Raw genomic sequence first — 19,990 nt, forward strand, 5'->3', positions numbered from 1 at the left:
AGAACGTGCGGGGGTGTGAGCGACCGTTGAGTCTTTTCGGCCAGGACCGCTCGTTCCTCCACGCCCTCCCCGCGGCCGACCGCCGCGACCTGCTCGCCGAGGGCGCCCCGCGCATGTACGAACCGGGCGAGATCATGATCCGGGAGCGCGACACCTCCGCGTACGTCCTCGCCCTCCTCACCGGCTGGTCGGTGGTCTCCGTCGGCACGGAGCGCGGCGCCCGGCTCATCCTCGCGCTGCGCGGCGAGGGCGAGGTGGTCGGCGACCTCGCCGCCGTCGACCGCCGCCCGCGCAGCGCCACCGTCACCGCGCTCGGCCGGGTCGAGGCCGTCGCGATATCCGGCGACCGCTTCCGGCGCTTCCTCGCCGCCCGGCCGCACGCCACCGCCCTGATCATGCGGCAACTCGCCACCCGGCTGCGCAGCGCCGACGTCGAACGCCGCTCGCTCGCCTCGGAGACCGTCCTCCAGCGGCTCGCCGCCCGCCTCGTCGAGCTCGCCGAACGCGCGGGCCGGCGCGCCGAGTCCGGCACCTTCCTGGAACTCCCGCTGCCCCAGCACGACCTCGCCGCCGCCATCGGCGCCACCCGGGAGGCCGTCGCCAAGGCCCTGCGGCTGCTGCGCGAACAGGGCGTCGTCCGCACCGCCCACCGCACGGTCGTCGTCATCGACATGCCCGTGCTCGTCCTCCTCGCGCAGGGGCGCGCACGCCCCGGCGCGGAACCGGCGGAGAAACCTCCGCCGGGTGTGTAAACGGCTACATCGCCCACGCGCGCCCGGCGCGAGGCTTGACACGTCACCACCACGCCGGCATCTCGCCACGGCGCGCATCACCACCACGGAACCACGTCAGAGGAGTCCGAGTGAGCAGTACGGGAGCGAGCGCGGGAGCCATCCACCGGCTCGTCGTCTTCGGGGACGTCGTCGGCTCCGGACGCCTCGGCATGGACGAGAAACGGCTCACGCGGGCCGCCCTGTACGAGGCGTTCGGCGAGGCGTACGCCTCCGTCGGCATCGAGCCCGGCACCGTCCACCAGGAGGACCGCGGCGACGGCATCCTCGCCGCACTGCGCCCGGACGTCCCGCCGGTGTTCATGGTCGGCCGCTGGATCGACACCCTGTACGAGAGCCTGCGCGAGCACAACGTGGGCCGCCGGAGGCGGCTGCGGCTGCGGGTCGGCATGAACGCCGGCCTCGTCCTCGACGACGGGCACGGCCTGGTCGGCCGGGCCGTGGACCTCGCCTGCCGGCTCTGCGACAGCGAGCGGGCCAAGCAGATCATGGCCGACGCGCAGGACGTCGACCTGCTGATCGTGGTCTCCGACTGGCTCTACCGGAACGTGGTCGTCGAGGGCGGGCGCTATGTCGAGCCCGACCACTACCGGCGGGCGCAGGTGGTCTCCAAGGAGACCGCCGAGGATGCCTGGTTCCACGTGCCCCGGCGCCAGGAGCCGCCGATGGCCGGACCGGGGGAGCGCAGTGGTGACCCAGGGACCGGCGGTGGGCCGTCGCGGGGGGACGGCTCACCGCCTCGGAACGGCGGGGGCAACCGCACGTACACGGCCGGCCGTGACATCAACCACTTCGAAGGCGCCACGATCCACGGCGGGTTCACCGGCGTCCGCAACGAGGGCAAGGGGGACCCGGCGTGAGCGACGACGACCTCGACCACGGCGGTGCGGGCGGGGACTCGGCGAGCGAGTCCCCGGCCACCGACGACAAGGGCGCCGACAAGGCCTCGGACAAGGGTTCCGACAAGGGCTCCGACAAGGGCTCCGACAAGGCGGGCACCGACGGACCCTCCGCCGACCAGCCCCAGGCCAACCCCTTCGACAGCGCCGGCCGCGGCCCCCTCGGCGGCGCCGGCCGCACCGGCGGCGCGAGCACCGCGCGTGCCGCGGTGCGCACCCTCGCCCAGGGCACCGGCGACCGCCACACCACGGTCGGTGGCGACGCCACCATCCACGAGGGCGACCTCTACAACTTCTGGCTGAACACCGCGGCCCACTTCGTCCAGGGCCCGGTGCCGCGCGAGACCCTGGAACACCTCGACGACGTGTACTGCGAGACCGCCGGCTACCAGCGCATGAAGGACCGGCTACGGGCCAACCGCGTGCTCGTCCTGTGCGGGGAGCCGGGCAGCGGGCGCAAGTCCACGGCGCTCGCGCTCCTGTCCGAGGTCGCCAAGGGCCAGTCGGAGGTCGCCAAGGGCCAGTCGGAGGCCGCCGAAGGGCAGGTCTTCCGGCTCGACCCACGCCACGGGGTCGACGAGATCCGCCCGGAGAACCTCCACCAGGGCGCGGGGCATGTCGTCGAACTCCTCGCCGACGACGACCGCCCCGAGCGCGAGGCGCGCCCCGCGCGCGGCGAGGGCGCCGACCCGGCCCCGCGGCCGCCCGCCGCACGCCTCTCCGAGCTGCATCTCGACCGCTTCGCCGACCTGTTGGGCCGGGTCGACGGCTACGGCGTGCTGATCGTCGAGAGCGGCGACCTCGCCGACCGGCTGCTGCGCGGCCGGTACGGGATGTACTGCCCGCCCCCGCCCGCCGACGAGGTCCTCCACCGCCACCTGCGCCTGCTGCTGCGCGGCGAGCCCGAGGAGGCGACGGCCGCCGCCAGGGAGCTGGCCGGCCGGGAGGACGTGGTCGCCGCCCTCGGCCTCGAGGAGCTCCGGCCGCGCGAGGCCGCCCGGCTCGCCGACCACCTGGCCCGCCGCCAGCGGGGAGAACTGACGGACGATCAACTCCTGGAGGACTGCGCCGCCTTCGTACGGGCGCAGGCGCGCGAGTGGTTCGCGGGCGCCGACCGGCCGGGCACCCTTCCCGAGGCGCTGCCGGTGCTCAGCGCCACCGCCTTCCGGATCGCCGTGGCCGTCTTCAACGGCTCCGCCTACAGCATCGCCGCCGAGGCCGCCGAGCTCCTCACCTGGGAGCTCGCCGTCACCCTCGACCCCGAACGCCCCGCGGGACGGCGCCTGTTCGGCACCCATGCCGAACACCGGCCGGCGCTCGCCCGCTCCGTCCTGGAGGACACCGAGCTCGACCTCGGCCCGGCGAAGGTCCCCGCGCGCGCCATCCGCTTCCAGGGCGGCGCGCTCGCCACCGCCGTCCTCTCCGAGGTCTGGCACGGCTACCACAACGTCCGCGGCCCGGTGGCCCGCTGGCTGCGCGCGCTGTGCGACGACCCGCGCCCCGAGGTGTGGGTCCGTGCCTCCATCGCCGCCGGAGTGCTGTGCTCCTGGGACTGGATCCACGGTTACGGCGAGCTCGTCGCCCCGCTCGCCGTGATGGACGAGCCGGTCGCCCGGATGGCCGCCGCGACCGCGCTCGCCGAGGCCGCCCGCGACCCGGGGGTCCGGCCCGCGGTCGCCGCCACCGTCAAGGACTGGGCGACCGCCGACGACCCCCGGCTCCTGGACACCGCGCTGCTCACCCATGGCTACGTGCTGGCCGCCGGCGGCATCCGCGGCTCGCTCGACGCCCTGGCCCGGGTGATCAGGGACCACGACGCCGACGACGTCGAGATGCTCGTGTCCGCCACGTTCAGCGTCGCCCGGCTGCTCGCCTCAGGCGACCCGGACCCCGTACTCCGGCGGCTCGAACGCTGGCTCGCCGACGGCCGCCTGAACCTGTCCAACGTCGTGCACATCACCATGATCACCACACTGACCACCCGCACGACCCACCTGTGGGGCCTGCGGGACGTCCCCGAACTCGACGAGCACGCGAGCCGGCCCCTCCTCGTGGCGCTGCTCGCCACGAGGCCGGACCTCACGCCCGCGCTCGGCGCCCTGCTGCGCCGCACCCTGAACACCGCGCGCGCCGGCGAGGCCGCGCTCGACGGCCTCGGCGGCCTGCTGCGGCGCGCCGCGAAGGACCGCACGGCACTGGAGCTCGTCTGCGGCCTGCTGCCCCTCCTCGCGGTGGAGCGCCGCGACCGCGACCGGCTCCGCGGACTGCTGAACGAGCTGGTACGGGACCGGGACCGGCCCCTGGACAAGAGCGCGGCGCGTCGCATGTGGGACGCCGTCGCGGAAGGAGCGAAGCGATGAGCGGGCCGAACCAGGGCGGACAGAACCCGGGCGGACAGAACGGCGGACAGAACGGCGGACAGAACGGCGGCCAGAACGGCGGCCAGAACCAGGGCGGTCAGAGGCAGGGCGCTCAGAACCAGGGCGTCCAGAAGCAGGGCGGCCAGAACAAATGGGGCCAGAACCAGGGCGGCCAGGGCCGCGCGGGCGCCAAGGGCGGCGGGAAGGGCGCGGCCAAGAGCCCGCTCGGGCCGCTGATCCGCGAGTGCCCGCCCCCGTACCGCCGCACCAGCGGCCTCATCGCGGCCGTCCTGCTCTACCGCAACGGCGGCCACCGGATCATGTGGCCCGACCGGAACGAGGACGTCAACAAGCCGCTGCTGGGCTCTCCGTACACCGTCTTCGAGGTCCAGCTCGGCCAGAACGTCACCGAGTTCGACCTGAAGCTGCCCGCCGCCGGCGACGGTGCCTCCTTCAACGCCCGGGTCCGCGTCAAGTGGACCGTCGAGGACCCGTACCGCGTCTACAAGGAACAGGCCTGGAACGTCGCGGAGCTGCTCCACGACGACCTGCTCGACGGACTGCGCGCGCTCTCCCGGCGCTTCCGGCTCACCGAGGCCCAGCGCGCCGACGAGGCCGTACGGGAGGAGCTGAGCACCGGCCGGCTCTCGCTCGGCCGGGACATCGGCCTGCGCACCCAGGTGTACGTGTTCTTCGACCTGGACGAGCAGATCCGGCAGGAGGTCGCCCGGGCCGACACGGTCGCCGTGACCAGCCGGGCCGACGCGCGGGTCGCCGAGGCCGAGCTGCGCGCGGAGGAGTGGGAGCGGCGCAAGATCGCGGCCCGCGCCACCGACCTCGAGGCGCTGTTCCGGCGCGGCGACCTGGCCCAGATCGCCCACCACATGGCCAAGAACCCCGACCACGAGTGGGAGATCCGCACCCAGCTCCAGCGCGAGAAGCGCGAGGGCCAGGCCGACCTCCTCGCCGTGTTCAACCGCCTCCTCGACTCCGGGGTGCTCGAACGCCACGAGGTCGACGAACAGGCGTACCAGATCCTCCAGCACCTGCGCAGCAGCACCGGCACCATCCTCGGCGGCGTCGCCGACCGGGTCCTCGACACCACGCGCCCGGCCGGCCGGCCCGCCCTCGAGCGAGCCGCGGGCCCGGAGCCGACCGCGCCCAACTGGGACGAGGACGAGGGTGACGGCGTCAACCGGGACGCCGAGTCGGACGCGCCCCTCGACCCGCGCGTCTACGAACCGACCAGTGTCCAGGCCTCCTTCGAGCGCGACCACACGGAGCGGAGGTACCGCGACGAGGACGGGAACCAGGCCTGGGACCCGCGCGGGGACGAGGCCGACCAGGACGCCCGATACGACCGCCGCGGCGAGCACAAGCTCCGCGACGGGTACGACGGTCCCCGCCAGTCCCCCCCGAGCGCCGACTTCGACGACTGGGACGACGAGTGACCGCGCCGTCCACCGACCCCGGAACCGGCACAGCCCGCGACCTCGGCACCGCCCCCGGCACCGGCACCGGAAGCGCCGTGACCCCGGGGCCGGCGCCCGCCCCCGGCGGCGCGGAGATGCGCGGGATGGCCGAGCAGCTCCTGACCACCGTCCGCGAGGACATCGGCAGGGCCGACACCAAGGCGGCCATCCTGCTGTCCGGCGCCCTCGCCTTCCTCGCGGTCGTGTTCTCCCGCGACCGCGGCCCGCTGCCGGCCGGCGCCGGCCTGGCCCTGCTGGTCGCTGCCGGGCTGCTGTGGACCGCCGGCGTCCTGATGCTGGTCTCCGTCGTCCTGCCGCGCACCCGCTTCGGCGCCGAACGCACCCTCCTGCGCGAGCTCACCGCCGGCACCACCGCCGACGCGCTGCGGGCCCGCCTGGAGCGCTCCGGCTCGGACGCCACCGGCTGGCTCCTCGAACAGGCGAGCGTCCACGGGGTCGTCCTCGCCGCCAAGTACCGATGGCTACGGCTCGGTGTCGCGTCCCTCGTGCTCGGTGCCCTCCTGGCCCTCCTCAGCGAACTGTGGTGAGTTGACCATGCAGTGGAAACACCCGAGGGGCGTCCTGCTCCTCGCCGGAGCGCTGCTCGCCCTGTCCGGACCGTTCGGCGGCCCCGCCGCCGCGGTCCCGGCGGAGCCCCCGACGGCCGCCGCCCCGGCGGCGGACGACGGGCCCGCCCCGATCGACTTCGCCGTCGTCGTCGACCAGTCGAAGAGCCTCGCCGACAAGGACCTGGCCAGGGAGACCGAGGCCGCCGCCCTGATCGCCCAGGGCGAGATATCCCCGCGGTCCCGGGTCACCGTGATCGGTTTCGGCAGCTCGGAGAAGCCCGGCCAGTCCCCCGTGAGCGACGTGTGCGCGCTCACCGTCGTCGACGCGGCCGGCCGCCAGAAGTTGAGCGACTGCGTCCAGCAGCTCGACCGGCGCGACAGCGCCAGGACGGGCCCCGGCACCGACTTCCCCGCCGCGATCCGCCAGGCCGTCGCCCGCCTCACCGAGGACACCGCCACCGGCGACCCGAAGGCCCCGAAGACCCCCAAGGTGGTCTTCCTCCTCACCGACGGCAAGCTCGACGTCGGCGACAGCCCCGAGTACGGCACCGACCCCGCCAGCCGGCAGGCCAACGGCGCCAAGCGGCTCGACGAGGAGCTGGCCAGGGCCCGCGCCGCCGGCGTGCAGATCTGGCCGCTCGGCTTCGGCAGCCGGATCGACGAGGCGGCGCTCAAGGCGATGGCCGAGGGCGGCTACCGCAGCGCCTGCTCCGACGTACCGAACTCCCAGCCGAGGATGCGGGTCGTCGGCTCCTCCGCCCAGATCGACAAGGTGCTCCAGGAGACCTTCGCGGCCGCCCGCTGCGCCCGGGTCGAGGAGGGGACCGCCGGCAAGCCGCCCGCCGACCTGTACGTCACCATCCCGCCCATCGCCACCGACGGCTCCCTGACCGTCTCCAAGCACGACCCGAAGGTCAGGGTCACCTACTTCGACCCCGACGACCGCCCGGTCCCGACCCACGGCGACTTCGACGGCTCCAGCTTCGAGGTCAGCGGGCAGGACGGGCCGGTCGAGGCGCTGCGCGTCAAGAACCCGCTGCCGGGCCGCTGGCGCGTCCACGTGGAGGCCCCCGAGGGCCACCGCGACCGCGAGGTCGCCGTCCGCGCCATCTGGCAGGGCCGGCTGCGCTCCTCGGTCCTCCTCGACCCCGCCTCGCCGCGCCGCGGCCAGGCGACCGTGGTCGAGGTGCAGATGCAGACCCGGCGCGGTGTCCTCATCCGCGACCCCAAGCAGCTCCAGGGCGTCACGGTCTCCGCCGAGGTGAGCGGCGAGGGCTTCGCCCCCGTCACCGTCCGCCTCGCCGACGACGGGCAGGCCCCGGACCGTACGGCGGGGGACGTCCGGTTCACCGGCACGCTCACCCTGCCCGAAACCGCCACCGGGAAGCTCGAGGTCGTCACGCGGATGTCCGCGCCGGGCATCACCTCCGACGAGGTGCCGCTGCACGCCTTCCGCAGCCCGGACTCGCCGACCATCACGGCGGGACTCTCCGTCGAACAGACCACCGTGCACCCCGGCGACACCGTGCACGGCGTCCTCGACGTCACCAACGACGACGACGTCGCGCACACCCTGCGGCTCGCCCTCGTCGACGGGTCCGAAGGGGCCGACGGATCCGGGGAGCCCGGCCGGGCCACGCCCGGCGGCGCCGGGCTGACGATCTCCCCGGCCAAGGTCGAGGCCCCGCCGAACCGCCGTACCCGGGTGGAGTTCACCATCACCGTCGGCGCCGGCGCCCCGCTCGGCGAACTCGGCGGTCAGGTCGCCGTCGTGGACACCGCCGGCGGCGATCTGAAGCTCGACACCTCGCGCCTCGGCGTGACCGTCGAGGCGCCGCCCACCTGGTGGGAGCGCTGGTGGCCGTACGTCACCACCGCGGCCGCCCTGCTCGTCCTGGCGACCGCCTTCGTCGCCGTACGGCTCGCGGCGCGGCGCCGCCGCCGGGACCTGTCCGGGATGCGGCTCGAACTCCGCAGGGACGGAACGGTCCTCGACACCCTCACCATCCGCGCCGGGCAGAGCGGGGGCGGCGAATACCTCTTCACCGTCGAGGAGCCGCGCGGCTCGGCACCCACCCTGCGCCGGGCCCGCTCCGGCGACGCGGCCGTCGCCCACCGGCTGCGCAGGACCGGATCGGGCGAGCTGCTGCTGCGCGTGAACCGGGAACGGGAGGCTCCCGTACGGCCCGGGGAGCCCGTCGGCGTCGAGGACTGCGAACTCGTCGTCCAGGGCGGCCCAGCGACGGATCGTGTGGGGCGCGCCCGTGCCACCGGCACCACCCGCACGCGCACCCGTCACCGCACCGGCACCGGCACCGCGAGCGCGGCGGACCCCGGCGCCGACATCACGGCCGGCGATTCCGCCCTGCGACGCCGCTTCAGGGCGCGGCGGGCCGACACCGGCATGACCGGGCAGCCCCAGCCGCCCCGCGACACCGATACCGGAACGTCCACGGGCGGCAACTGGGACGTCGACACCGACTTCTGACCCACCGACCCCGCGACACACCCCCACCGACCCACCCAGCGCCCTCCCCACCGACCGAACCAACGGGTCCTTGGGGTTCTTCAGGGAGACGACATGAAGATCTACCAGCCGATGCTCTTCGTCGGCCTCGGCGGCACCGGCGGCCGCATCGGCAGCGAGCTGGAGCGCAGCCTGCGCCGCGAGCTGTGCGGGCCCGACGGGACCGAACTCGTCGACGGCGGACGGCGGTTGCCCTTCCAGCTGCCCGACTGCCTGCAGTTCGTGTACGCCGACTTCAGCGAGGCGGAGCTGCTGAACCAGCCCCAGTTCCGCGCCAAGGGAGCCGAGGGCGCCGCCTTCGCCCGTACCTCGCGGATGGTCCGCGACCTGCTGCCCACCGACTACGACTCCTCCCCGGAGGTCACCCGCATGCTGCGGGTCGCCCTGCACGAGGAGACCCGGCTCTGGCTGCCGCCGCAGGCCCGTCAGCCGCGCGTGGCACCCCTGCACAACGGTGCGGGACAGCTCCCCACCGTTGGCAGGGCCGCCCTCTTCGCGACCATGCGCTCCGGTCTCGAACCCGTGCTGCGCCAGCTGCGCGCCGCCATCGGCGCGATCGGCAACTCGGCCGGCGACCTCCAGCGGGTCGGCGGCGGGCGGATCCGCGGCTGCGACGTCTTCGTCGCCTTCTCCGTCGCCGGCGGCACCGGCGCCGGCATCTTCTACGACTTCATCCACCTCATCGGGCACGAGTTCCGCAAGTCCAAGGTGCCCGGCGTCAAGATCTACCCGCTGGTCGTCATGCCCTCCGCCTTCCCGCCCGAGGCGGGCGGCGGACGCGAGGCCGAACTCAACTCCGCCCGCGCCCTCGTGGACCTCTCCCGGCTCGTCGACGACCAGAACGTCCCCGACGCCCTCGACGAGGTCGGAGACGTCGAGCAGACCGGCCGGATCAGCGTCCACTACCCCGGCGACGGGGTGGTCGCGCTGCGCCCCTCCACCGTGCAGACCGCGTTCCTCTTCTCCAAGCCGGCCGTCATCGGCACCGAGGACCTGCGCCGCTCCATCACCGCCATGGTGATGTCGCTCATCGGCACCGAGCTCAGCGAGGACAGCGGCGCCGCGGGCCGGGCCGAGGACGACTACCAGTCCTTCGCCGCCAGCTTCATCAACAAGAGCGTCGAACGCTCCACCCCGGCCCGCACCGGCATCGGCTACCGCGGCATGTCCACCAGCCTCGCCGCCTCCCTCACCGTGCCCGTCGACGACCTCGCCGAGATCGTCGCCGCCCGGCTGCTGGCCCAGGCCGTCCGCGGCCTCGGCGAGAAGGCCCGCCGCGGCAGCCGGGAGGACAAGCAGCTCGTCCAGGAGATGTTCACCCGCTCCGGCGTCGGACGGCTGTGGATCCGCGAGGCCCCCGACGTGCCCGCGCCCGAGCACCTCCCCAAGGGCAGCCGGGCCATCACCCAGGCGCTGCGCGACCGGCTCGGCGACATGACGGACGCGCTGCGCCGCCTCGAGGCGGATCTCGGCCGTGAGGTGCCCCGGCTCACCGAGGACTTCAAGCCCGGCACCGCCGTACGCGAACTCCTCGGCACCATCAGCCCGTTCCGCATCGAGTCGATCCTCAACGGGCTGCCGGGACACGAGGAACGGGTCGCCGCGGCCGGCTTCACCGGCATGCTCGACAACCGGCGCAACGACCCCGAGCGGCCCCCGGACATCGCGGCCTCGGCCCCGGCCATCCCGCACATCAAGCGCAGCGCGGGCGGTCTCGTACCGGCCCGCTGGGGCGACCCCGACGTCCAGGAGGCGCTCGCCCGGCAGGAGGCCTGGTACCAGTGGCGGGCCCGTACCCTGTGGCACCGGGCCTGGCAGGCCGGCGAGTCGCAGTGGCGGCCCCCGCTGCACCGGATCGTCAACGAGCTCGGCGAACTCGCCAAGGTGCTGCGCGCTCACGAGCAGGACGAGGGCAAGGCCTTCGCCGACCGGCGCCGCGAGCTCTACCGCGACGACCGCACCGGCATCTCCTACCTGCTGCCCCCGCAGAACAGCCTGCGCGCCTTCTACGACGACGTCCTCGACCGGCTCGTACAGAGCGAGGGCCTGCCGGAGAACACCGACGCCGCCGGGCTCCTCGAACGGCTCGTCCGCCCCGAGGACTGGCGCAGTGCCCTCGACGCCGTACGCCGCTCGCCCGGCGCCGCCGTCAAGGAGATCAAGCAGGTCGTCGAGCGGCGGGTCAAGAAGCTGTTCGGCGAGGCCAACGACGACCGCTTCGCCCGCCCCCTGCTGCCCTCCATGGAGCTGCTGCTGCGCGCCGCGGCCGGCGACGAGTCCGCCGAGTCCAAGGTCGACACCCGCTGGCTCGAACAGTTCCGCTCCGCACTCGCCGGACTGCTCCCGGTCGGCTTCACCCCGGACGGCGGCGGCCCGCTGAAGATCCTCATCGTGCACCCGGCGAGCGAGTCCGACGGCCGGGCGGGCGACTACCTGCGGCAGGAGCTCAACCTGCCGCCGCGCGCCACCCAGGAGTACCGGGCCGTCGACACCGACTCCATCACCGTCGTCCTGTTCCGCAGCGGCATGAACCTCACCGACATCTCCGAGGTCCGCAACGTGCTCACCCTGTGGTCCGAGGCCCGCGACTCGGCCGGCCAGGACGACTTCCTGCACTGGCGGCAGCGGCTCGGCTACCAGGACGACTGGCTGGTCTCCACCGAGGAGGACCGGCAGCGCATCCTGCACCGGCTGCTGTGCGCGATGTGGAACGGCCACATCCACACCGGGGGTTCGGCCGAATCGCCCGACGTGGTCCGCATCCGGCTCCAGGAGGGCGAGTCCGCGACGATGTCGCTGCGCCTGGAGGGCTTCGACGGCGCGCTGTCCAGCTGGGCCGGGCTGCTGCGCGCGTACGAACGGTGGGCGCTGCTCGACGAGGGGCAGATCATCGAGGAGTTCTGCGAGCGGCTGATGCGCGCCCAGCCGAAGGGGCTGGCCAACACCCCGGTCGGGCCCTCGCCGCTCTTCGTCCACTTCGTCGAGAAGGTCGCCCCGCGGCAGCTGGTGCTCCTCGACGAGCTGGCGGCGGAGTACGGCGGCGAGGACGCCGAGTGGCTGGCGCCGCTGCGACACTTCTGGGAGGTGACCTACCCGGGCGCCCTCGACATGCGCTTCTCAGGGTCCGGCCGGCCCACCCGGCCCAATCTGCGGGCCCTGTTCGAGCGCCACGCGCCGGGCCGCGGCCAGACGGGCGGCGGGCTTCCGGAGGACCCGGCCCTCCCCAGGGACCCCCGGCACCCGACGCCGGAGCCCCCGGCCCGACCCGCGCCCCCCGCCCCGTCGAGCCGCCCCGAGCCCGAGGACGGCGGCTACCCCTGGGAGTGGGACGGTGAGGAGGAGTGAACCACCGCACCATCCTGGACGACCCGGCCCCGGTCCCGGGGCACGCCGTACGCCTCGACCTGCGGGCCGGCGCCTACGCGCCCAAACACGCCGACGCCGACGCCGAGGCGGCCGTCCACCGCGCTCTCACCGCGCCGCAGCCCGTCGGCGAGCGCCGCTTCCTCGTCGTCGACGACGCGGACCGGCTCGTCGCCCACCAGCTGCTCTACGAGCGGCTCTCCTCCTTCGGCCCGGCCCAGATCGTCTGCCTGGCCGTCGGCGCGCCGGGGGAGCGGACCCTGCGCCGCTCCCTCACCCTGCGACCCCCCGCCGCGGGCGTGTTGTGGCTGCTCGACGACTTCCGCGGCCCCGACGCGTCCGCCCTGCGCCCGCTCGTGGACGTGCTCGCCACCCCCGAGGTGTTCGACGCGGTGCTGCGGGGCCTCGGCCGCGTCGTCCACGGCGTCGCCGTCCCTTCCGTACGCGTCCTGGAGCACGACCTGACCGACGAGGCCCGCGCCAGGGCGTGGCGGCAGGCCTTGGAGGCACTGACCGGACCCGACGTCCCCACGCCCGCCACCCTCGGCACCGTGCCCGGCGAACTCGCCCTGCTCCTCGACGAGTCGGTGCCGCGCTCGATCGCCGGACACGAGTGGCTGCCCGACCGCGGACGGGCCGGCACCCAGCTCAACGCCTGCGAGGACGACCTCGCCGAGGCCGTCGCCGGCCACGCCCGGCTACGCGGCGCGGCCGGGCTGCTCACCGGCGCGGGCCGGGACATCGACCTGCCCGGCGACATCGAGCAGCTCGCCGCCGACCTCGGCCGGTTCCGGAACACCGTCGCCGACGCCTTCGCCCTCGCCGGCGGCACCCGGCCGACCGTCGAGGAGCGCGGGATGCTGCGCGACCGGGGGATCCAACTCCCCGAGATGCCTCGGGAGATCACCCGCAGCGGCATCGTCCCCGCGCTGCGCGACCACACCCACGACCTGCTCGGCCGCCGGCTGCCGCTGCGCTCGGTCGCCGCCCGGCTCGCCGCCCTCGCGGCGCGTACCGCCCCGGCCGGCAGCGCGGCCCGGCTCGCCCGGCTCGACGCCGTCTGCGGCCCCGCGCAGCTCGACCGGCTGGCCGGCCGGCACCCGTTCCTCGCGGGCGGCTCCCGGCCCGTCGCGGCGCTGGTGACCGGGCTCCTGTCCCTCCTCGGCGGGCTCTGGCCGGGAGCCGGCTGGTTCCTGGGCCCCGCCGTCGGCCTGACGGCCGCCTTCCTGGCCCATCTGATGCTGCGCCGCCGCCCCAACCGCTCGCCCGACGGACGCCTGGACGGCGGCGGGAGCACGGGCACGGCGCCCCGGCTCTTCGGCGGGCTCGTCGGCGGACTCGCCGGGGCGGCCGTCGGCAGGTTCCTCGGTCTGCCGGTGTGGGCGGGCGCGGTGGCGCTCGCCCTGGCCGTGGCGGCCGTCGTGCTGCTCGCGCTGCGCGACTGGACGAAGGCCGTGGACGACTGGTGGGACCGCGCGGACCCCGAGGCCGCGGCCCGCATCCTCCACGAGATCAGGACCCTGATCGTCACCACCGCCGTGCACGACTGGCTCTTCGCCGACGTACGCCACCACTGCTCCGACGGGGCCGGGGCGGTCGCCCGGCTGCTGCGCGGCCTCGCCACGACGGCGGAGGCGTACGGCGGACAGGACGCCCAGGGCCCCTTCGGCGCCGACGACTTCCGCGAGCCGTACCGGGAGGCGGCGGGCCCGCACTCCGCGGAGCAGGCCGGCTGGGACTTCGACGACTGGTCCGACGGCGACGAGGACGACGCCTGGTCCGGCGGCGGCTTCTCCCACCAGCAGGAACGTCCGCGCCGCACGCCCAAGCCGCCGTCGGCGCCGTCCTTCGCCGCACCCGCACCGGCACCCGCCCCCGTCCCCATCCCCGCCCCCGCGCCCGAGTGGCTGGAGCGGCGGTACGGAGACGGCGGCCCGGCCCTCGTGGACACCCTCGTCGGCGACCTCGTCGAGGGTGTCACGGCCATCCTGGACACCACCTGGGCCGGGATCGAACGCGATCCGGGCAACGCCGGCCGGCTCCCGCTCGACGAGCCGCTGACCGAGCTCCTCGACGAGACCCGCACCCGCCTGGAGCGGGACGCCGCCGCCTCCCCGCCGCCCGGCCGGGACCGCGGCGAGCGACCCGACGCCGCCCGGCTCACCGGTGTGGCCCCGGACGCGGTGGCCCGGCTGATCGCCGCCGACGACGACCCCGGCCTGACGGTCCCGCTGTGCGGCCCCGAGCACCTGCGGCTGCTCTCCCACGAGCCGGGCGCCGTGCGCCGGGTGCGCTTCGTGCCCGAGACGATGCGCCGCGGGGCGACCGGCGACGACATCTGGCGGGGCGCCGTCGAGGACGTGGTGTGGACGGACGCCGGCCGGCACGCGGGCGTCGTGCGTCTCGTACCACTGCGTGCGGACGTGGTGCGCACCGTCAGGGAAGAGGAGGGCGGAGCGCCATGACCCAGGCCGAGTCCGCACCGGGCCGCCAGGAGCCCGAGGAGCCCCAGGAGGAGCTGGAGTTCCTCACCCCCGAGCAGCAGTCCTACCGCCTCCCCGCCCGCTACGGCGCGGAGCGGCGGCCGCCCGGACGGCCGCATCTGATCATGCGTCACGCCACGCTGGGCGACGGCTGGCCCGTCGTCCAGTTCCGGCTGCCGCGTTCCGCGCAGGGCGACCCCCATGCGTACACCCGGCTCGAACGGGAGGTCGCGACGGCCATAGCGGTCGAACGGAGCTACGGGACCGAGAAGTTCGCCAGGCTGTTCACCCGGATCGCGGGGTTCGACCTCGACTGTGCGGAGCCGTTCGTGCTCTACCGCCGGTCGCCCGGCGTCCCGCTCGCCGACTGCCTGACCCGTCTCGGCGCCGACGACCAGCAGCGGATCATCAACCAACTCGCCCTCGCCGTACGGCTGCTAGGCGAGGCAGGACTCGTCCACCGGGCCCTGGCGCCCGAGACCGTGCGCTGGGACGGCAGCCACGTCCGGCTCTGCGAACCGTACGCGGCGCTGCGCGCGGGCGAACCCCGCGAGCCCTTCGGCACCGCCCCCTGGGCCTCGCCCGAACAGCGCGCCGGCCGCGGCACCGCCGACACCCGCGACGACCTGTGGTCGCTCGCCAGGATCGCGTACTACCTGCTCTCCGGCCACCCGGGCCCGCCCGGCCGCGCCGACCGGGCCGACGGGCCGCCCGACGACCTCGGCGACTACCGGCGGCTCAGCGCCCTCGCCCAGGGCGGCCTGTTCGCCGCACAAGCCGCCGCCCGGCCGTCCCCGGCCGACCTGCTGCGGCTGCTGCGGCTGCCCGATCCGCTCGCCCACGCCGTCGACACGGCGGATCCGCTCGCCCGGGGGCGGGAGCGGTACGAGGCCGAGCTCGCCCGCAAGAAGGACGCCCGGCAGTCCGAGCAGGGTCCCGGTCCTTGGGACGACGACCCGCCCGAACAGGACACGTCGCCGCGGCGCGATCGCCGGCGCGCGTGGTGGCGCGGCCCCGAGCCCCAGCCGCCCGTCCTCCAGCCCCTCGAACCGCCCTCCCCGCCCGTGCGGATGTGCCCGCACTGCCTGCTGCCCGTCCACTACGACGAGAACCTGCTCGTCACCATCGACGCCAAGGGCAACCGCATCCCGCTCGACCTCAGAAGCGAACACCGCCCCGCCCACCTCGCGGACAAGCTCCGCTCGGCCTACCACCTGTGCCCGCACGCCGACGGCGACGAGGCACACGAACTGCCCGTCCCCTACCTCACCAACGGCGAGCCGCTCTCCATCGCCTTCGTCGGCAGCTCCGCCGTCGGCAAGACCCACCTGATGGCCGCGATGCTCGGCGAGGTCGAACTCGGCGGCCTGGAGCCGTACGGCCTGAAGGCCCTGCCCCTCAACCCGGAGGCGCACCGCGCCTATCTGCGCGAGCGGGTGCAGAGCCTCCAGCAGGGACGGCAGCTGGGCCGCACCGGCCAGCAGACCTTCGCCCACTTCGCCGACGGACTCCTCGTCTCGGCGCCGGGCCGTACCCCGCGCCCCGTGGTCTTCTTCGACCTCGCGGGCGAGGACCTCTCCCAGGACAGCGAGGTGGCCCGCTTCCTGGTGGGCGTCGACGCCTTCGTGTTCGTCGTCGACCCGCTGCGGGCGCTGCGCATGCCGGCCCTCGACCCGGTGCGCGAGCGGTACGGGCTGCCGCGCCGCGACCTCGGCGACGAGGCCTTCGCCACCGTCCTCAACCGGCTGCCGAGGAAGAACGGGCTCGTCACCGCCCCCTCCGCCATCGCCCTCAACAAGAGCGACCTGCTGCGCTTCGAACCGGCCGTGGACCGCTGGCTGGGGCGGGCGCTGCCCGAGCGGTACGACGGTGCCGTGACGCACGCCGAGAGCCGGGACGCCTACGCGTTCCTGTCCCACCACGCCAGCCAGGCCTGGCTGCGGCCCTTCGACGACTCCGCCCACTGCACCCTGCACTTCGTCGCCGCCACCGGCGGTCAGGCGCGGGGCGACCGGTTCCCGCACGGGGCCCGGCCGCGGCGGGTCCTGGCACCACTGCTGTCCGTCTTCGCCGCGTGCGGGCTGCTTCGAGGGAGAGACTGATGGCGCGCAACCACGACGAGGTCGACCAGATCGTCTTCCGCTGGGACAGCGAGAACGTCTCGGGCACCACCGGGTTCGGCCCCGTCGCCTGGTCGGGCGGCCCGGAGGACGCGGAGGCGCTGTTCCGCGGCGCCGGAACGGTGCTGCGGGCGACCGGGGACGAGACCAGGCCCGCGCTGATCCGGCTCCAGCGCCCCCGCGGGGGAGAGGCGGTGCTGATCCGCCGCCTCCCCTTCACCGACCCGGGCGGCGGCGCCTCCGCGATCTGCCACGCCCTCGTCGGCTCCCCGGACCTGCTGGAGGCCGCCACCTGCCTGGGCCTGCACGCCTGGACCTGGCAAGGCGCGGACCTGCCGCTCGCCCAGGTGCGGGGCAAGCTGCCGAGGGTGGGGGAGGACGTCCTGCTCCCGGCCGCGGGCGCCGGACAGGCCGTACTCGACGAGCGGCTCCCCGATGTCGCCGACGAACTCGTGGGCGCCGTCGCGGAGTTGCTGCGCGGTCCCGACGACCGGTTCACCCTCCTGGACGAGCCGGGCGACACGGCGCTGCCCGTTCTCTGGGGCCTGTACAGCATGCTGGGCTCCGTCTACCGCCGCTGGAGCTTCGCCACCCACGACACGGCCGAACTCCCGGTCCTGCGCTTCGTGTTCATCAGCCGCTGGGCGGGCGCCGCCTCGCGCAACACCGACCGCCGCCGCGCCGACCCGCGCGAACGCGTCGGCGACACGGCCGAGTCGGTGGCGAACCGGCTCGTCCACCACCACCTGCGGGGCCTGGAGGAGGGCGACAACCGGGAGTTCGCGGTGAGTGCGGCCCTCCGCCGCTCCCTGACCCGCCCCCAAGTCCCCCTCCTGAGCACGGCCCAGACGGCACTGACCCACTTGGACCGCGCGTTCCCGGCGAAGCCGTCGCGTCGGCCCGCCGCCGTCCCGCCGGAGCCCGCGGCTCCACCCGCGTCGCGTGCGGAGGCCGCCGATCAGGACCGGGAGACGTCCGACGGCCGCCGGCCCGGCGTGCTCGGGACGAGCGGCCGGCGGCCCGCCGACCCGCCGGAACCGGCAGGGGAGTCCGGCGGCTCGGCCTTCAGCTGGCAGTGGGGGCCGTCGGGCGGCGCGAGTCCTTCGGAGGCGTACGCGGAGAGCTCGGCGGCGCAACGGGCCGCGGAGGCGTACGCGGAGACCTCGGAGGCGTACCCGGAGACACCATCGGAGACGCGACGGGCCGCGGACAGCGGGCCGGAGGGCACGGCCGGCCCGCACGGTCCGGACCGCGCGGGCGGAGACGCCCGTACGGACGGGCCGCCGCCCCCGCGCCGCCCGGAAGCGGTCCCCACTGCCGGCGCCGCGCCGCAGCAGCCGCCCCACCGTTCCGGCGACCGCGCGGCCTCCCCCTGGGCCGGCCCCGTCCATGTCGGCCGGCGGGTGCGGCTCCGGCGGCGGCCGGGGGGCAGGACCCCGGGTCTCTCGGCCCGCCTCGCCGAGGTACGGACCGTCGGGGAGGCCCGGGACGCGGCTCGCGAGGGGGTGGACGCGGAGTTGCTGGTCGTGCTGCGGAACCGGGCGCTGCCCCGGCAGGTCGTCACCGTGCTCGTCCAGGAGATCGCGCAGCGGTTCCCCGGCTGGGGCCGGCGGCTGCGGCAGGACCTGCGGGACCTCGTGCTCGCCGAGGAGTACTTCGTGACCCGTGCCCACCCGGGCGACCAGGCCGGCCCCGCCGAGCGGGCCGCGGACGCCGTGGCCCTGCACCGCTGGGCCGTGCGGCCGGTCCTCGGCACCGGAAAGGGCGGCCGGAGCGCCGAGACGGCGGTCGCCGAGCTCGCCCACCTGCTCGCCCGCTTCCGTACCAGTCCACAGCCGGCCGCCCGCGCCGCGTACATGCGGTTCGTGAAGGACAAGCGGGTGGGACTGCCCGACGACGTCATGCGCAGCCTGCTCGTCGGCAGCTACCCGCCCGGGCGGGACCGCCCTCCGGATCCGCCCGGCCCCGGGTCGGTCGCCCCCGCCCCGGCGCCCGGCGGCTCCGGATCCAAGGACGGCCGCGTCATCTTCTCCGTCCTCGTCGCCGTCCTCGTCGCCGTCATCGTCGTCCTGGTCACCGTCATCGTCGCGGCGCTCCCGTGACGCCGACCGCGCCTCTGACGCCGAGTGCCACGCGCGAGCCGCCCCGCTCCGCCAGGATGGGTTCATGGGATTCCATGTCGATTCCGAGACCGGGCGGCTGCGCCGCGTCATACTGCACCGCCCCGATCTGGAGCTGAAGCGGCTCACCCCGACCAACAAGGACGCCCTCCTCTTCGACGACGTGCTCTGGGTGCGCCGCGCCCGCCAGGAACACGACGGCTTCGCGGACGTGCTGCGCGACCGCGGTGTCGAGGTGCATCTCTTCGGGGACCTCCTGTGCGAGGCCCTGGAGCTCCCGGCGGCCCGCAAGCTGGTGCTCGACCGGGTCTTCGACGAGAAGGAGTACGGCCCGCTCGCCGCCGACCACCTGAGGGCCGCCTTCGACTCGCTCGACGCGGCCGGCCTGGTGGAGGCGCTGGTCGGCGGGATGACGAAGCGGGAGTTCCTGGCCGCGCACCGCGAACCGACCTCCGTCCGCTTCCACGCGCTCGACCTGGACGACTTCGTCCTCGGCCCGCTGCCGAACCACATCTTCACCCGTGACACCTCCGCCTGGATCTACGACGGGGTGTCCATCAACGCGATGCGCTGGCCGGCCCGGCAGCGCGAGACCGTCCACTTCGAGGCGATCTACAAACACCATCCGCTCTTCACCGGACCCGAGGCGGGGAGCTTCCACCACTGGTCGGAGGGCCAGTCCGACTACCCCTCGACGATCGAGGGCGGCGACGTCCTGGTCATCGGCAACGGCGCCGTGCTCATCGGCATGAGCGAGCGCACCACCCCGCAGGCGGTGGAGATGCTGGCCCGCGGCATGTTCGCGGCCGGCTCAGCGCGGATGATCATCGCGCTCGACATGCCGAAGCGCCGCGCGTTCATGCACCTGGACACCGTGATGACGATGGTGGACCAGGACACGTTCACCCAGTACGCGGGGCTCGGCATGCTCCGCTCGTACACGATCGAGCCGGGCGACGAGGGCCAGTCCCTGCGCGTGACCGACCATCCGCCGGAGCAGATGCACAGCGCCATCGCCGCTGCGCTCGGCCTCCAGGACATCCGGGTGCTCACGGCGACCCAGGACGTCCACGCCGCGGAGCGGGAGCAGTGGGACGACGGGTGCAACGTGCTCGCCGTGGAGCCGGGTGTGGTCGTGGCCTACGAGCGCAACGTCACCACCAACACCCATCTGCGCAAGCAGGGCATCGAGGTGATCGAGATCCCGGGCAGCGAGCTGGGCCGGGGGAGGGGCGGCCCGCGCTGTATGAGCTGCCCGGTGGAGCGGGACGCGGTGTAGGGGAACC

11 protein-coding genes are annotated in these 19,990 nt (G+C 74.9%); all 11 read left to right on the forward strand.

What is annotated here, in order from left to right:
- Positions 1-26: 26 nt before the first annotated feature.
- Positions 27-752 carry a Crp/Fnr family transcriptional regulator gene (locus tag ACIGEZ_RS15695; protein ID WP_399831058.1) on the forward strand — a complete coding sequence of 242 codons (726 nt, stop codon included), beginning with the start codon at positions 27-29 and terminating at the stop codon, positions 750-752.
- Positions 753-862: 110 nt separating this feature from the next.
- Positions 863-1,651 carry a hypothetical protein gene (locus tag ACIGEZ_RS15700; RefSeq protein WP_399831060.1) on the forward strand — a complete coding sequence of 263 codons (789 nt, stop codon included), beginning with the start codon at positions 863-865 and terminating at the stop codon, positions 1,649-1,651.
- Positions 1,648-4,050, forward strand: coding sequence for a hypothetical protein (locus tag ACIGEZ_RS15705; RefSeq protein ID WP_399831061.1), 2,403 nt, complete (start codon positions 1,648-1,650; stop codon positions 4,048-4,050). The genes ACIGEZ_RS15700 and ACIGEZ_RS15705 overlap by 4 nt, the downstream gene beginning before the upstream one ends.
- The gene (locus ACIGEZ_RS15710; RefSeq protein WP_399831063.1) at positions 4,047-5,501 is read left to right on the forward strand and encodes a hypothetical protein; all 1,455 of its coding nucleotides are present in this window, start codon (positions 4,047-4,049) and stop codon (positions 5,499-5,501) included. Before ACIGEZ_RS15705 ends, ACIGEZ_RS15710 begins: the two co-directional genes overlap by 4 nt.
- Positions 5,498-6,070 (forward strand): Pycsar system effector family protein, encoded by a 573-nt coding sequence (locus ACIGEZ_RS15715; protein WP_399831065.1) that lies wholly within the window; start codon positions 5,498-5,500, stop codon positions 6,068-6,070. The genes ACIGEZ_RS15710 and ACIGEZ_RS15715 overlap by 4 nt, the downstream gene beginning before the upstream one ends.
- Positions 6,071-6,077: 7 nt before the next feature.
- Complete coding sequence (locus ACIGEZ_RS15720) at positions 6,078-8,579, forward strand: VWA domain-containing protein (RefSeq protein ID WP_399831068.1); 2,502 nt, start codon at positions 6,078-6,080, stop codon at positions 8,577-8,579.
- A 93-nt stretch (positions 8,580-8,672) separates the two neighbouring features.
- Positions 8,673-11,963, forward strand: a complete 3,291-nt coding sequence (locus ACIGEZ_RS15725) for a tubulin-like doman-containing protein (RefSeq protein WP_399831070.1) — start codon at positions 8,673-8,675, stop codon at positions 11,961-11,963.
- Positions 11,960-14,446, forward strand: coding sequence for a hypothetical protein (locus ACIGEZ_RS15730; protein WP_399831072.1), 2,487 nt, complete (start codon positions 11,960-11,962; stop codon positions 14,444-14,446). Before ACIGEZ_RS15725 ends, ACIGEZ_RS15730 begins: the two co-directional genes overlap by 4 nt.
- Positions 14,443-16,566, forward strand: a complete 2,124-nt coding sequence (locus tag ACIGEZ_RS15735; protein ID WP_399831074.1) for a hypothetical protein — start codon at positions 14,443-14,445, stop codon at positions 16,564-16,566. Before ACIGEZ_RS15730 ends, ACIGEZ_RS15735 begins: the two co-directional genes overlap by 4 nt.
- Positions 16,566-18,686, forward strand: coding sequence for a hypothetical protein (locus ACIGEZ_RS15740; protein WP_399831078.1), 2,121 nt, complete (start codon positions 16,566-16,568; stop codon positions 18,684-18,686). The genes ACIGEZ_RS15735 and ACIGEZ_RS15740 overlap by 1 nt, the downstream gene beginning before the upstream one ends.
- A 64-nt stretch (positions 18,687-18,750) precedes the next feature.
- Positions 18,751-19,983, forward strand: coding sequence for an arginine deiminase (locus tag ACIGEZ_RS15745; RefSeq protein ID WP_399831081.1), 1,233 nt, complete (start codon positions 18,751-18,753; stop codon positions 19,981-19,983).
- Positions 19,984-19,990 lie beyond the last annotated feature (7 nt).

This window comes from Streptomyces sp. NPDC085481 (genome assembly GCF_044541845.1).
GTDB lineage: Bacteria > Actinomycetota > Actinomycetes > Streptomycetales > Streptomycetaceae > Streptomyces.